This window comes from Ruegeria sp. AB10 (assembly GCF_056542745.1).
In genome coordinates, this window is record NZ_JBQGAI010000001.1 from 71440 (window position 1) to 85663 (window position 14224).

A 14224-nucleotide genomic window follows, 5' to 3' on the forward strand; every position below is an offset into this window, starting at 1 on the left:
GATTTGGCGGCAGGCGGTCCATGGATGGAGAGCTGAATGTTAAGAGTATTTGCGATTCTGGCGCTGTGGTTTCCGGCCAGCTGGGTCAGTGCAGACACCCTTGAGACCTCAGCCGGTTCCATGCAGGTCAGTCCGATGATTGAGGGCCTGGATACACCTTGGGCTGTCGGGCTGTTGCCAGGTGGCGCGTTTCTGGTAACCGAACGAGACGGAGAGCTGTTGCACATCAAGGGTGGCAATACCCAGCGCGTTTCGGGTGTGCCCGACGTTTTGGCCGAGGGGCAGGGCGGTTTGCTGGACGTGACCGTCGCCCGCGATTTCTCTCGCACCCGAGAGGTTTTCCTGACCTTTTCGAAACCGCAGCAGGGCGGTGCCGGAACCGCCCTTGCGGTGGCCCAATTGTCAAATGCGGGTGATCAACTGACCAACCTGCGCGTGATCTTCGTGGCGGTCCCGGGTGGTTCGGCCGGGCGGCACTATGGCTCGCGGGTGGTTGAGGCGGAAGATGGGACCCTGTTCGTCACGATCGGCGACCGGGGCGAGCGCCCCAAGGCTCAGGACCGCTCCAACTATAATGGCACGGTCATTCGCGTGAACCGCGACGGTTCGGTGCCTGCGGACAACCCTTTTGTTCGGGAAGACGGCGCGAGGCCCGAGATATGGTCTTACGGCCACCGCAATCCGCAAGGGGCCGGGCTGGACGCGCGCGGGCGGCTTTGGATTTCCGAACATGGCGCCAGAGGCGGGGATGAGGTCAATCTGGTCCGACCTGGTCGGAACTATGGTTGGCCGGTGATCTCTTACGGCGTGCATTACTCCGGCAAGAAGATCGGAGAGGGCACTGCGAAACCAGGCATGGAACAGCCCGAATTCTATTGGGACCCGTCCATGGCTCCTTCCGGGTTGATGGTCTATTCCGGCAAGCTGTGGCCCGAGTGGAAAGGGAACATCTTTGTAGGCTCGCTGAAATTCGACTATATCGCGCGGCTGGCGGGGTCGCCGCTGCAAGAGGTCGAGCAGATCAAAGGCCCCGAGACCGAACGCGTGCGCGACATCGTCGAGGCCCCGGATGGGTCGATCTGGTTCATTTCGGTCGGTCAGGGGGCGGTCTATCGCATGACGCCGGGCACGTAGGGCCGGGTTAACCGGACAGCCGGTCACCCTGTGCGCCGCGCTCACGGTAGGGCGTAGTGTTGTAATGCGCCCGGTAGCATTTCGAGAAATGCGACGGGCTGGCAAACCCACAGGCCAGCGCCACGTTGATCACGCTCATATCCGTCTGCATCAGCAGGTTGCGCGCTTTGTGCAGCCGCAGTTCCATATAATAGCGCTTGGGCGACCGGCTGAGATAGCGGCGGAACAGCCGTTCAAGCTGCCGCGTGGACATGCCGACATCCTTGGCCAGAATCGAAGGCGAGATCGGCTCTTCGATGTTCTTTTCCATCATCAGGATGACTTGGCTCAGCTTGGGGTGGCGCACGCCGATGCGGGTCGGGGTCGACAGGCGTTGCGTGTCCTGATCGGTACGGATCGAGGAATAGATCATCTGATCCGCCACCGCGTTGGCCAGGTCTTCGCCATAATCGTCGGCGATGATCTTCAGCATCAGGTCGATGGACGAGGTGCCACCCGCCGTGGTCATGCGGTTCGCATCGACAATAAAGACAGACTTGGTCAGTTCGACCTCGTCGAATTCCTCGACAAAGCTGTCGGCGTTTTCCCAGTGGATCGTGGCGCGCTTTCCGTCCAGCAGGCCGGCTTTGGCCAGCGTATAGGCCGCGGTGCACAGGCCTCCGATGCGTAGGCCGCGCCGTGCCTCGCGCCGCACCCAGTTCAGCACCTTCTTGGTGGTCGCTGCCTGCACGTCCACGCCGCCGCAGATCAACACGACATCGTCGCGCTGAAGTTCGGTCAGGTCCTCGTTCAACGCGAACGTCGTACCAGCCGAACAATTGACCGTTTCGCCGCCTTCGCCCATTAGGGTCCAAGTATACAGCGTCCTATCCGCCATACGGTTGGCAATCCGCAGGCTGTCCAACGCCGATGCGAATGACAGCAGCGAGAATTTGTCCAGCAGGACAAATACGAAATTGCGCGGGTTGGCCGCAGTGTCTTCCACCGTGACAACTTGGCGTTGCTCTTGCATGGCGAGGTGTCCTTGATTCGGCGCTTCGAGACGTTACGTCCGGCGACAGATTTGACAGCCACCATGATCAAAGCTTGTTTCCCGCGTCAAGAGGCCCAAATCGGATATGGTCAGTCTTCAATGCATTTTGTATAGAGACGACCTGACTACTTCAGCGGAGATCAAAGCTATGACCGAATGGCAAAAAACGAACTGGCGCAACAAGCCCCGGGTTCAGATGCCAGACTATACCGACGAGGCCGCTTTGGCCAAGGTCGAGGCCCAGCTTTCACAGTATCCCCCGCTGGTCTTTGCCGGTGAGGCGCGGCGTCTCAAGCAACATCTGGGTGCCGCCGGTCGCGGCGAGGCCTTCCTGTTGCAGGGCGGGGATTGCGCCGAAAGCTTTGAACAATTCAGTGCGGACGCGATCCGTGACACCTTCAAGGTGATGCTGCAAATGGCAATGGTGTTGACCTACGGCGCCAAGGTGCCGGTGGTGAAAGTTGGCCGTATGGCCGGCCAGTTCGCCAAGCCGCGCAGCGCCCCCACCGAAGTTGTGGATGGTATGGAGCTGCCCAGCTACCGTGGTGACATCATCAACGAGCTGGCCTTCACGCCCGAAGCACGCATTCCGAATCCCGGCAAGATGCTGCAGGCCTACACTCAGGCCGCCGCGACGCTGAATCTGCTGCGTGCGTTCTCGACCGGTGGTTTCGCGGATATGAGCATGGTGCATTCCTGGACGCTGGGCTTTACCGACGAACAGGATGTCAGCAAATACTCGGAAATCGCCGACCGTATTCAGGATACGATCGATTTCATGAACGCTGCCGGGATCACGGCGGACACCACGCATGAGTTCTCGACCGTTGAATTCTACACCAGCCACGAAAGCCTGCTGCTGGAATACGAAGAGGCGCTGACCCGTCTTGATTCGACATCCGGAAACTGGCTGGCCGGTTCCGGCCACATGATCTGGATCGGTGATCGCACGCGTCAGCCGGACGGCGCACATGTAGAGTTCTGCCGCGGCGTGCTGAACCCGATCGGTCTGAAATGTGGTCCGACGACCACCGCCGAAGACCTCAAGGTTCTGATGTCCAAGCTGAACCCCGAGAATGAAGAAGGCCGCCTGACCCTGATCGCACGGTTTGGTGCGGGCAAAGCGGGTGAGCACCTGCCGCGTCTGATTCAGGCCGTCAAGGAAGAGGGCGCCAAGGTGACCTGGGTCTGTGACCCGATGCACGGCAACACGATCAAATCAGCGACCGGCTACAAAACCCGTCCGTTCGATTCCGTGCTGCGCGAGGTCCGCGACTTCTTTGGCGTGCATCAGGCCGAGGGCACCATCCCCGGCGGCGTGCATTTCGAGATGACCGGTCTGGACGTCACCGAATGCACCGGCGGCGTGCGGGCTGTGACCGAAGAGGACCTCTCGGATCGTTACCACACCGCTTGCGATCCGCGTCTGAACGCGTCGCAATCGCTGGAACTGGCATTCCTTGTTGCTGAGGAACTGACCAACCTGCGCCGCAATGGCAACAAACGCGCGGTCAGCTGAGTTTCGGGCAAATTGCAAAAGAAAGGCGGGCCATTTGGTCCGTTTTTTTTCGTCGGTGTCAGTCGTCGCGGGACGACACCAGCCGCAGATGTGATCCGGGGCGTTTGAACGCATCTTGATCCTCGGCGAAACCGGCAAGTTCGCGTTCCACCTGCTGCTGTGGCGCTTGCACGTCGGAGACCGCCCGAACGCGGGTGTCCGGAATGGTGAACCGACGCGGCGTTGCGCCGATTGCGCCGTCACAGACCATCACGCCCAGCACGCGGCTGACATCACCAAGGTCACTTTTCAGCGGCAACAGGATCATGCGGGCCTGCAATTGGACCCGCCCCAGTTTGCCGGCAGAGATCAGTCCCAATTCGGCAATCGCGGGCCGGGCAAAGACCTGCTCAAGAACGTCCGAAATCTGGCCGCGGTCGCTGGGTTCGAAAAACGCGGTCAGCGGCATACCGCGTACTTCCATGCCCGCCAGTTTGTTCAGATGGCTGCCTGCCAGACGGAACCGCGCCAGTCCCGGTGCAATGCGTTCCAGAATGAACGTGTATTCCAGAACGTTCTCAAGACCACGCGGATCGACCTGCGACCGCTTGGGCACGCCGTCACCTGTCAGAAGCGCGGTCCAGTACGCTTCGACCTGTCTGATGGGCGAGAGGCTGCGCCCGCTGTCAAAACGATCCATTGCGACGATCTTTCCAAAACTTGACCCGGAACCGTTTCCGAAAAAGGTTTTCATTTTCATCACCCTAGCGTCGATTGACCGTCATTTTCCTAAAATGCCAGATACCGGGACCATTTGCGCCCGACCTGCGCTGGCTCAGGTCAGATTGACACGGGTTAAGTCAATTTTGGAGGAATTCTTTAACGAATGGTTAACTTCTGGAGATCGGTTCAAAGTGAGCAAACTCTTGCCCTGCGCCTGCCGATGGCATTAGGTGCACCAAGCGAGCAGACAGGGGCAGCTAAAATGATCAAATCCATGACCGCTTTCGCCTCGGGCAAGGGGGCATATGGGCCCCATAGCTGGACGTGGGAGTTGCGCAGTGTGAACGGCAAGGGGCTGGACATGCGCCTGCGCGTGCCCGACTGGCTGACCGGGCTCGAAGCTGGCTTGCGGGCGCAAACCTCGAAAGCTCTGAGCCGGGGCAGCGTCACCCTTTCGCTAAAGCTGAGCCGTGATGAAACGGCGCCCGATCTTGCCGTGAACGAAACCGCCATGGCCGCCGCGCTCACCGCGCTGGCGCGCACACAGGAAATGGCCGCCGCCAGCGGTGTTGAGCTGGCTCCGTCCACTGCGGCTGATCTGATCGGCATCAAGGGCATGTTGGAGGCCGGCAGCGACGTCGATGACCCCGCGCCGCTGGTGGAACAGCTGACCAAGGAGTTTGCCCCGCTTTTGGCTGCGTTTGTTGATATGCGCCAGACCGAGGGCAAGGCACTGGCCGACGTTCTGGACGGGCAATTGGCACAGGTGGCTCAACTAACCGAACAGGCTGCGGACCTTGCCGAGCAACGCAAGGACAAGGCCGCCGAGGCGCTGCGGGAAAACCTGGCGCGAGTACTGGACAATGCGCAGGGCGCCGACCCAGACCGGGTTGCACAGGAACTGGCGTTGATCGCCGTCAAATCCGATATCACCGAGGAAATCGACCGCCTGAAAGCCCATGTCATCGCCGCGCGGGATTTGTTGTCTCAGGACACAGCCGTCGGGCGCAAGCTGGACTTCCTGATGCAGGAGTTCAACCGCGAGGCCAACACGCTGTGTTCGAAAGCGCAGAGCGCTGATCTGACCTCGGTCGGGCTTGAGTTGAAGGCGGTAATAGACCAGATGCGCGAACAAGTGCAAAATGTTGAATGATTATGGGAACGACTGACATGGCAGATCGCCGCGGCCTACTTATCATCCTGTCTTCGCCCTCGGGCGCGGGAAAATCCACTCTGGCCCGCCGGCTGATGGCTTGGGACGAAGGTCTGGAGTTTTCGGTCTCGGCCACAACCCGCGCGCCCCGTCCGGGTGAGGAGCATGGGCGCGAATATTACTTCCTGTCGGAAGACGAGTTCAAGCAGCAGGTTGCCGATGGGCAGATGCTGGAACATGCGCACGTTTTCGGGAACTTTTACGGCTCGCCCGCCGGTCCGGTGCGGGATTCCATCAATTCCGGCAGGGATGTGCTGTTTGACGTGGACTGGCAGGGCGAGGTGCAGATCCGCAATTCGGATCTGGGCAAGCATGCGCTGTCGATCTTCATCCTGCCGCCCTCGATCCCCGAACTGCGCCGCCGTCTGGAAACGCGCGGGCAGGACAGCGAGGATGTGATTGCCAAGCGGATGCTGAAAAGCTGGGATGAGATCAGCCACTGGGGCTATTACGACTATGTGCTGGTCAATGACGATCTGGACTCGACCGAGGACAAACTGAAAACCATCGTCAGCGCCGAGCGGATGCGCCGCATCCAGCAACCCAAACTGCAAAACCACGTGCGTACCCTGCAAAACGAATTCGAGGGGCTGTCATGACCATCTACGCCTTGGGGGATCACGTTCCGCAAATCCACGAGGACACATGGGTTGCGCCCGACGCCAACCTGATCGGCAAAGTGGTGCTGGAGCAGGGCGCATCGGTCTGGTTCGGCTGCACCATCCGCGCGGATCATGAAGAGATTCGTGTGGGCGAAGGTAGCAACGTGCAGGAAGACTGCATCATGCACATCGACGCCGGCTTCCCTCTGACCATCGGCAAGAATTGCACGATCGGGCATAAGGTGATGCTGCATGGCTGCACGATCGGGGAAAACACGCTGATCGGGATGGCGGCGATTGTTCTGAACGGCGCGAAGATCGGTAAGAACTGCCTGATCGGGGCAGGGGCCCTGATCACCGAGGGCAAGGAAATCCCCGACAACTCGCTGGTCATGGGGTCGCCCGGCAAGGTCGTGCGGCAGCTGGATGAGGCAGCGGCGCAGAAAATCACCCTCAGCGCGTTGCATTATCAGCAGAACATGCGCCGGTTCCGCGATGAGATGAAGCCTGTGGTCTAGTCTGGAAAGATCGAGAAAATGTCAGACGACCTGCTTGCCGAATTTGTTTCGGCCATTCCGATGCCCGCCCTGATGGTCGACCAGACAGAGCGGATCATTGCCGCGAATACGGATGCGAAAACCCTGTTGACGCAGAATATCGTCGGACGGCATTTCGCAACGATCCTGCGGCAACCGCAGGTGATTGATGCGATTGAACAGGCCCTGCATACCAAAGGCCCGGCCAAAACGCGCCACCTGTCCAACGATGGTGCGCAGGACACTACGTTCGAGGTCGAATGCCGTTATCTGAACGGGGTCGGCGCGGTGTCTGGCGGGGCGGTGCTGGCGATCTTTCAGGACATCACGCATGTTGAGCAGGCCAGCCAGATGCGCCGCGATTTTGTCGCCAATGTCAGCCATGAGCTGCGCACACCTCTGACAGCCGTGATGGGGTTCATCGAAACCTTGCGCGGACCGGCCCGTGACGATGCGGTCGCGCGTGAGCGCTTTCTTCACATAATGAACGATGAAGCCAACCGGATGAACCGGCTGGTAGGGGATCTGCTGTCTTTGAACCGCGTCGAAAGCGAAGAGCGTGTGCGGCCGAAAGAACAGCTGGAGCTGACGGGCCTCTTGCAATCGACGCTGAACTCTCTTCGGCCTTTGGCCGAGGACGCCGAGGTGCAACTGACCCTGACGGCGCCGGAAGAACCTGTTTCGCTGACCGGGGACAACGACCAGCTTCGCCAGGTCTTCACCAACCTAGTCGAGAACGGCATCAAATACGGCGGCAGCGGTGGCAGCGTCGAGATTCGCGTGGCTCCGTCTGAACGCGATTCCGCAATGCGGGGCCCGGCGGTTCGTGTGCAGGTGATCGACAAGGGGCCGGGTATCGATGCGGTGCATTTGCCCCGTCTGACCGAGCGATTCTATCGCGCCGACAGTCACAGATCGCGGCAATTGGGCGGGACGGGGCTGGGTCTTGCCATCGTGAAGCACATCATCAACCGCCATCGCGGGCGGCTGCGGGTGGAAAGCGATCTGGGCAAAGGCACGACGTTCACAGTTATTCTGCCGCGGTGAGCCGCTAAATTCACAGCAATCAGAGCGGTTTCGTGAAGCTATGTGAACGCTGCATGTCTGCAATGCGTCGCGTCGGTAAGAATTTCTGCGGACTGTCATATAGCTGTTACATACCTGTCACAAAAGGCTTACGCGCGGGCCGTAGAGGTGCCGGCAAGATCATCATGGGGGTGATCACCAACTACATTCTCAAGGAGACTGAGATGTCCTTTGTAAAACTGTCGGCTTCGGCTCTTGCTATTGCTGCTGTCTCGGCCACTGCGGCCGCCGCTCGTGATCAGGTACAGGTTGCCGGTTCGTCGACCGTCCTGCCTTACGCTTCGATCGTTGCAGAAGCCTTCGGTGAAAACTTTGACTTCCCGACACCGGTTGTTGAATCGGGTGGTTCCTCGGCAGGCCTGAAGCGTTTCTGTGAAGGTGTTGGCGAAAACACCATCGACGTTGCAAACGCATCGCGCGCCATCCGTGAAAAAGAAATCAAAGCCTGTGCTGAAAACGGCGTGACCGACATCATCGAAGTTCAGATCGGTTATGACGGCATCGTTTTCGCATCCGACATCAACGGCAACTCGTTCGAGTTCACGCCGGAAGACTGGTACAAGGCCCTGTCCGCCCAGATCGTTGTGGACGGCCAGCTGGTCGACAACCCGAACAAAACCTGGGCCGACGTGAACCCAGCGTTCCCGGCGCAGCCGATCGCGGCCTTCATTCCGGGCACCAAGCACGGTACCCGTGAAGTGTTCGAAGACAAAGTGATCCTGGCTGGCTGTGAGCATCTGGGCGACTTTGACGCCTATCTGGCCGCCGCAGAAGGCGACAGCGACAAGGCCAAGAAGAAGGCGGCCGAGAAAGCCTGTATCGCTCTGCGCACCGACGGCGTGTCGGTCGACATCGACGGCGACTATACCGAAACTCTGGCCCGTATCGACAGCAACAAGGACGGCATCGGCGTCTTTGGTCTGGCGTTCTACGAGAACAACACCGACAAGCTGCAAGTTGCGACCATGTCCGACATCGTTCCTTCGACCGAGTCGATCGCATCCGGCGAGTACCCTGTATCGCGCCCGCTGTTCTTCTACGTGAAGAAGGCCCATATCGGTGTGATCCCCGGTCTGAAAGAATATGCTGAGTTCTTCGTCGCAGACGAGATCGCAGGTCCCGACGGCCCGCTGGCCGAATACGGTCTGGTTTCCGATCCGGAACTGGTCAAGGTACAGGAAACTGTTGCCAACGAAACCGTTCTGGGCGGCGGCTCCTAAGTACATTTGTGAATGGAACCGGGGCGTTTTATACGCGCCCCGGTTCGTTTTGACTCCAACTCTGCCATCCCCACGGAGTTATCATGGCGTTATCCTGGCTGTTGCTTATCCTGCTTGCGCTTGCAGTGATCGGATACTTCACGGGTCGGTCCCGTGCCCTGGCAAGTGCGGGAGGTGACGCCCGCGAATTGCACTCTTTGCCGTCCTACTATGGCTACAACGTCGCCATGTCGGCGCTTGTTCCAGCTTTGGGCGTATTGATTGTCTGGCTTCTGGTACAGCCGATGATCGTGAACAGCACGGTATCCGGTCTCATCCCCGATCAGGCGATTCCCGAAGGATCGGATCGCGGCCTGATCATGAGCGAAGTGCGCCGCGTGGCCTACGGCCTGGATGGCGCTGTTGCTTCAGGCGCATTGACCGGAACCCAGGCGCAGGATGCGAACGCGGATATTGACGCGCTGACGTCAGCTCTGAAAGACGCGGGTCAGGTTCTGACGCAGGATATCACCCAGCCCATTCTGGTTGCTGCGCAGAAATACCGCAGCATGACCGGAACCGGGTCGGTGGCGATGCAGGTCGTCGTGCTGGCGCTGGCCCTCATAGGCGCTGCCTTTGCCTATGTGCGGACACACAAGGAATTCCGCGCGCGCAACGTGGTCGAGCAGGGTATTCTGGCGCTGCTGCTGCTGGCCGCATCGATTGCGATTCTGACCACCGTCGGCATCGTGCTGTCGATGCTGTTCGAAACCATGAACTTCTTCCAGCTGCATTCGTGGAAAGACTTCTTCTTCGGCAGCACCTGGGCCCCGAACTTTCGCGGAGGCAGTGAGCTATCGATCCTGCCGCTGCTGTGGGGCACGCTCTATATCTCGCTGATTGCGCTGCTGGTGGCCGTGCCGATCGGCCTGTTCGCCGCGATTTACCTTTCGGAATATGCCTCGGGCGCGACCCGCGCGCTTGCCAAGCCGCTGCTTGAGATCCTCGCCGGTATCCCGACCATCGTTTACGGCCTGTTTGCTCTGCTGACCGTGGGTCCGGCGCTGGTGTCGATGTTCGGTGACGGAGGTGCGCTGGGTCTGGGCTGGATGGCCAGTTCCAACGCGGTTCTGACGGCCGGCTTGGTCATGGGCGTCATGCTGATCCCGTTTGTCTCGTCGCTGTCCGACGACATCATCAACGCGGTGCCGCAGTCGATGCGCGATGGCTCACTGGGTCTGGGCGCAACCAAATCCGAGACCGTGCGTCAGGTGGTGCTGCCAGCCGCGTTGCCGGGGATCGTGGGTGCGATCCTGCTGGCTGCGAGCCGTGCCATCGGTGAGACCATGATCGTTGTGATGGCCGCAGGTGCAATCGCCAAATTCTCGGGCAACCCGTTTGAGGCGATGACCACCATCACCACACGTATTGTCAGCCAGTTGACCGGCGACACCGATTTTGCCAGCCCCGAAACGCTGGTGGCTTTTGCGCTGGGTCTGACGCTGTTCATCATCACGTTGGGGCTGAACATCTTTGCCCTCTACATCGTACGCAAATACCGGGAGCAGTACGAATGACCGATATTTCCCAAACCCCTGGCGCTGCTCCTGCTGCGAAGCGCAAAGGCGGGTCGCTGTTCGAAAAGGACGCGCGCACCAAACGTCGGAATGCTGCCGAAGGCCGGTTCAAACTGTATGGCATCGCGGCCATCGGTATCGGCCTTCTGATGCTGATCGTTCTGGTGACCAACATCGTCACCGCCGGTACAGGCGCGTTCCAGCAGAGTTTTGTTGAGCTGAATGTCGAACTGAAAGAAGACAAGCTGGACAAGAAGGGCAATCGCAATATTGAGGATATCAAGAAGGTCTCGACCTTTGGCTATGCGCCTCTGATTGCATCGGCGCTGGAAAGCGAAGTGCAAAAGCTGGGCATTCAGACGGACCTGAAGCCCAAAGAGCTGGGAAAAATCCTGTCCAAGGCGGCGCAGGCTGATCTGCGGAACTATGTCATCGCCAACCCCGATGAGATCGGCAAGACGGTTAGCTTCCGTTTTCTGACCAACAGCCGGGTTGATGGTTATATGAAAGGCCGCGTGACCCGGGATTCGATCGCTAATGACAAGAGCATCTCGGTCGCGCAACTGGATGTCGTGGATCAGCTGCGCGACGCGGGCGTGCTGTACAAGGCCTTCAACCCGGACTTCATCTTTGGCGCGGACGCATCCGACCAACGGCCTGAGGCGGCAGGGATCGGTGTGTCGATGCTGGGTTCGCTGTTCATGATGTTTGTCGTGCTGGCGCTGGCGCTACCTATCGGCGTTGCGGCCTCGATCTATCTTGAGGAATTTGCGCCGCAGAACCGGCTGACCGATATCATCGAGGTGAATATCTCGAATCTGGCCGCCGTTCCGTCCATCGTGTTCGGTATCCTAGGTCTGGCCGTGTTCATCAACTACATGCACCTGCCGACCTCGGCGCCGCTGGTGGGTGGCCTTGTGCTGACGCTGATGACCCTGCCGACGATCATCATCTCGACCCGCGCATCGCTGAAATCAGTGCCGCCGTCGATCCGGGATGCTGCACTTGGGGTAGGGGCCTCGAAAATGCAGGCGGTGTTCCACCATGTTCTGCCGCTGGCCGCGCCCGGCATTCTGACCGGCACCATCATCGGTCTGGCGCAGGCGCTGGGGGAAACTGCACCGCTGCTGCTGATCGGGATGGTGGGCTTTATCGCCTCGAACCCACCGGACGGTATTGTCGCGGGCTTCCTGTCGCCGAACTCGGCCATGCCGGCGCAGATCTACGAATGGTCCAAGCGCGCCGATCCGGCCTTTTATGAACGCGCATGGGGGGGCATCATCATCCTGTTGATCTTCCTCGTGACAATGAACACCATCGCGGTCATCCTGCGCCGCCGCTTTGAACGCCGCTGGTAAAGGGGCTTATTATGAACGACATGAAACGAGTGGAGAGAACCGTGGACTCCAAAGCCATCAAGATCGCCGCGAACAAGGTTCAGGTCTACTACGGTGACACCCATGCCATCAAAGACGTGGATGTTCAGATCGAGGACAAGACCGTCACCGCGTTCATCGGCCCGTCGGGCTGCGGCAAGTCCACGTTCCTGCGCTGCCTGAACCGGATGAACGACACGATCGATATCTGCCGGGTTGAAGGCGATATCCTGCTGGACGGTGAAGATATCTATGACAAGCGCGTCGATCCGGTGCAGTTGCGCGCCAAGGTGGGCATGGTGTTTCAGAAGCCAAACCCGTTCCCCAAGTCGATCTATGACAACGTGGCCTATGGCCCGCGTATCCACGGCCTGGCAAAGAACAAGGCGGAACTGGATGAAATCGTTGAAAAATCCCTGCGTCGTGGCGCGATCTGGGATGAAGTCAAGGATCGTCTGGACGCGCCTGGCACCGGCTTGTCCGGTGGTCAGCAGCAGCGTTTGTGCATTGCCCGTGCCATCGCCACTGCCCCCGAGGTCCTGCTGATGGACGAGCCGTGCTCGGCCCTGGACCCGATCGCTACTGCGCAGGTCGAGGAACTGATCGACGAACTGCGCTCGCGCTATTCGGTGGTGATTGTGACCCACTCGATGCAACAGGCGGCACGCGTCAGCCAGAAAACCGCGTTCTTCCACCTCGGCAACCTCGTCGAATTCGGCGAGACGGGTCAGATCTTCACCAACCCCGAAGATCCCCGCACCGAAAGCTACATCACCGGCCGGATCGGCTGAGCACAGGTATACAGGTATGACCGAACAACATATTGCATCCGCTTTCGACCGGGACCTTGAGGCAATTCAGGCCCATATCATGAAGATGGGCGGCCTTGTCGAAGCCGCCATCATGGGCGCCGCTCGATCCTTGGAAACCCGCGACGAGGAACTCGCGCAACAGGTCCGTCAGGGCGACAAGGCCATCGACGCTTTGGAAGAGTTGATCGACGAAGAAACCGCGCGTCTGATTGCGTTGCGGGCTCCGACGGCCAGTGATTTGCGTTTGGTTTTGTCGGTGCTCAAAGTGTCCGGCAACCTTGAGCGCATTGGTGACTATTCGAAGAACATCGCCAAGCGGACCACGGTTTTGGTCAATGCGGGCGAAATCAACGGCAGCGCTGCCGCCTTGCGCCGAATGGCGCGCGAGGTTGAACGGATGCTGCGCGACGCGCTGGACGCTTATATTCAACGCGATGCCGAATTGGCGACCGATGTCATCAACCGCGACGAAGAGGTGGACCAGATGTACAACGGCTTGTTCCGCGAGTTCCTGACCTTCATGGCCGAGGATCCGCGCAACATCTCGTCCTGTATGCACCTGCATTTCATCGCAAAAAACATCGAGCGCATGGGCGACCACGTGACCGCAATTGCCGAGCAGGTTGTCTATCTCGTGACCGGGGAACGCCCGGCCGAGGCGCGCCCGAAAGCTGATGTAACTTCGCATACCCCTCAGGAGATCTGACAAATGTCTGCGGATCAGCCCACCGTTCTGGTTGTCGAGGATGAACCGGCGCAGCGTGAAGTTCTGGCCTATAACCTCGAAGCTGAAGGTTTCCGCGTGTCCCGGGCCGCCAGCGGCGACGAAGCCATGCTGTTGGTTGACGAGGAACACCCGGACATCATCGTGCTGGACTGGATGATGCCCAACCTCAGCGGCATCGAGGTCTGCCGTCGCCTGAAATCCCGCCCGGATACGCGATCGATTCCGATCATCATGCTCTCGGCCCGCACCGAAGAGGTCGACAAGGTGCGCGGCCTTGAAACAGGCGCGGATGACTATGTGGTCAAGCCGTATTCGGTTGTCGAGCTGATGGCGCGGGTGCGGACGCAACTGCGCCGCGTGCGTCCCGCCACGGTCGGTATCCGGCTGGAGTTTGACGATATCGTTCTGGATTCCGAAACGCACAAGGTCAGCCGTGACAGCAAGCCTTTGAAACTGGGTCCGACCGAATTCCGCCTGCTGAGCACTTTCATGGAAAAACCGGGCCGCGTCTGGAGCCGCGAGCAATTGCTGGATCGGGTCTGGGGCCGTGATATCTATGTCGATACGCGCACGGTTGACGTCCATATCGGTCGCCTGCGCAAGGCACTGACGCAACATGGCGGCGATGACCCGGTGCGCACGGTTCGCGGTGCCGGATACGCGCTGGGGTAAAACCGGGGCAGGGGTATGAGTTTTGCTCATGGTCGG

14 protein-coding genes are annotated in these 14224 nt (G+C 59.7%); 12 read left to right on the forward strand and 2 right to left on the reverse strand.

What is annotated here, in order from left to right; all coding sequences use genetic code 11:
• The first annotated feature begins 36 nt into the window (after positions 1–36).
• Positions 37–1134 carry a PQQ-dependent sugar dehydrogenase gene (locus ACR0NT_RS00340; RefSeq protein WP_170442782.1) on the forward strand — a complete coding sequence of 366 codons (1098 nt, stop codon included), beginning with the start codon at positions 37–39 and terminating at the stop codon, positions 1132–1134.
• A gap of 7 nt (positions 1135–1141) precedes the next feature.
• Here ACR0NT_RS00340 and ACR0NT_RS00345 read toward each other — a convergent pair whose 3' ends face one another.
• Positions 1142–2146 (reverse strand): GlxA family transcriptional regulator, encoded by a 1005-nt coding sequence (locus tag ACR0NT_RS00345; RefSeq protein ID WP_170442780.1) that lies wholly within the window; start codon positions 2144–2146, stop codon positions 1142–1144.
• Between the two features lie 169 nt (positions 2147–2315).
• Here ACR0NT_RS00345 and ACR0NT_RS00350 point away from each other — a divergent pair, with 169 nt between their 5' ends.
• Positions 2316–3686 carry a class II 3-deoxy-7-phosphoheptulonate synthase gene (locus ACR0NT_RS00350; RefSeq protein ID WP_170442778.1) on the forward strand — a complete coding sequence of 457 codons (1371 nt, stop codon included), beginning with the start codon at positions 2316–2318 and terminating at the stop codon, positions 3684–3686.
• A 58-nt stretch (positions 3687–3744) separates the two neighbouring features.
• On the opposite strand, the gene ACR0NT_RS00355 is transcribed toward ACR0NT_RS00350, so the two are convergent.
• Complete coding sequence (locus tag ACR0NT_RS00355; RefSeq protein ID WP_480442524.1) at positions 3745–4365, reverse strand: PAS domain-containing protein; 621 nt, start codon at positions 4363–4365, stop codon at positions 3745–3747.
• 285 nt (positions 4366–4650) lie between these two features.
• Here ACR0NT_RS00355 and ACR0NT_RS00360 point away from each other — a divergent pair, with 285 nt between their 5' ends.
• From ACR0NT_RS00360 to phoB, 10 genes are all read left to right on the forward strand, one after another.
• Positions 4651–5541, forward strand: a complete 891-nt coding sequence (locus tag ACR0NT_RS00360) for a YicC/YloC family endoribonuclease (RefSeq protein WP_170671490.1) — start codon at positions 4651–4653, stop codon at positions 5539–5541.
• Between the two features lie 17 nt (positions 5542–5558).
• The gene (gmk, locus tag ACR0NT_RS00365; RefSeq protein WP_170671488.1) at positions 5559–6200 is read left to right on the forward strand and encodes a guanylate kinase; all 642 of its coding nucleotides are present in this window, start codon (positions 5559–5561) and stop codon (positions 6198–6200) included.
• Positions 6197–6721: a gamma carbonic anhydrase family protein gene (locus ACR0NT_RS00370; protein ID WP_170671486.1), complete on the forward strand. Its 525-nt coding sequence runs from the start codon at positions 6197–6199 to the stop codon at positions 6719–6721. Before gmk ends, ACR0NT_RS00370 begins: the two co-directional genes overlap by 4 nt.
• An 18-nt stretch (positions 6722–6739) precedes the next feature.
• Positions 6740–7786, forward strand: coding sequence for an ATP-binding protein (locus ACR0NT_RS00375; protein WP_170671483.1), 1047 nt, complete (start codon positions 6740–6742; stop codon positions 7784–7786).
• A gap of 203 nt (positions 7787–7989) precedes the next feature.
• Positions 7990–9045 (forward strand): substrate-binding domain-containing protein, encoded by a 1056-nt coding sequence (locus tag ACR0NT_RS00380; RefSeq protein WP_170671481.1) that lies wholly within the window; start codon positions 7990–7992, stop codon positions 9043–9045.
• An 83-nt stretch (positions 9046–9128) separates the two neighbouring features.
• Positions 9129–10601, forward strand: a complete 1473-nt coding sequence (gene pstC / locus ACR0NT_RS00385) for a phosphate ABC transporter permease subunit PstC (RefSeq protein WP_170442765.1) — start codon at positions 9129–9131, stop codon at positions 10599–10601.
• Positions 10598–11959, forward strand: a complete 1362-nt coding sequence (gene pstA, locus ACR0NT_RS00390) for a phosphate ABC transporter permease PstA (protein WP_170442762.1) — start codon at positions 10598–10600, stop codon at positions 11957–11959. Before pstC ends, pstA begins: the two co-directional genes overlap by 4 nt.
• Before the next feature lie 11 nt (positions 11960–11970).
• A complete protein-coding gene (pstB, locus tag ACR0NT_RS00395; RefSeq protein WP_170671479.1) occupies positions 11971–12768 on the forward strand; it encodes a phosphate ABC transporter ATP-binding protein PstB in 798 nt (265 codons plus the stop codon).
• Positions 12769–12784: 16 nt separating this feature from the next.
• A complete protein-coding gene (gene phoU, locus ACR0NT_RS00400; RefSeq protein WP_170671477.1) occupies positions 12785–13495 on the forward strand; it encodes a phosphate signaling complex protein PhoU in 711 nt (236 codons plus the stop codon).
• Positions 13496–13498: 3 nt separating this feature from the next.
• Positions 13499–14188: a phosphate regulon transcriptional regulator PhoB gene (gene phoB, locus ACR0NT_RS00405; protein WP_170442756.1), complete on the forward strand. Its 690-nt coding sequence runs from the start codon at positions 13499–13501 to the stop codon at positions 14186–14188.
• The last annotated feature ends 36 nt before the right edge of the window (positions 14189–14224 follow it).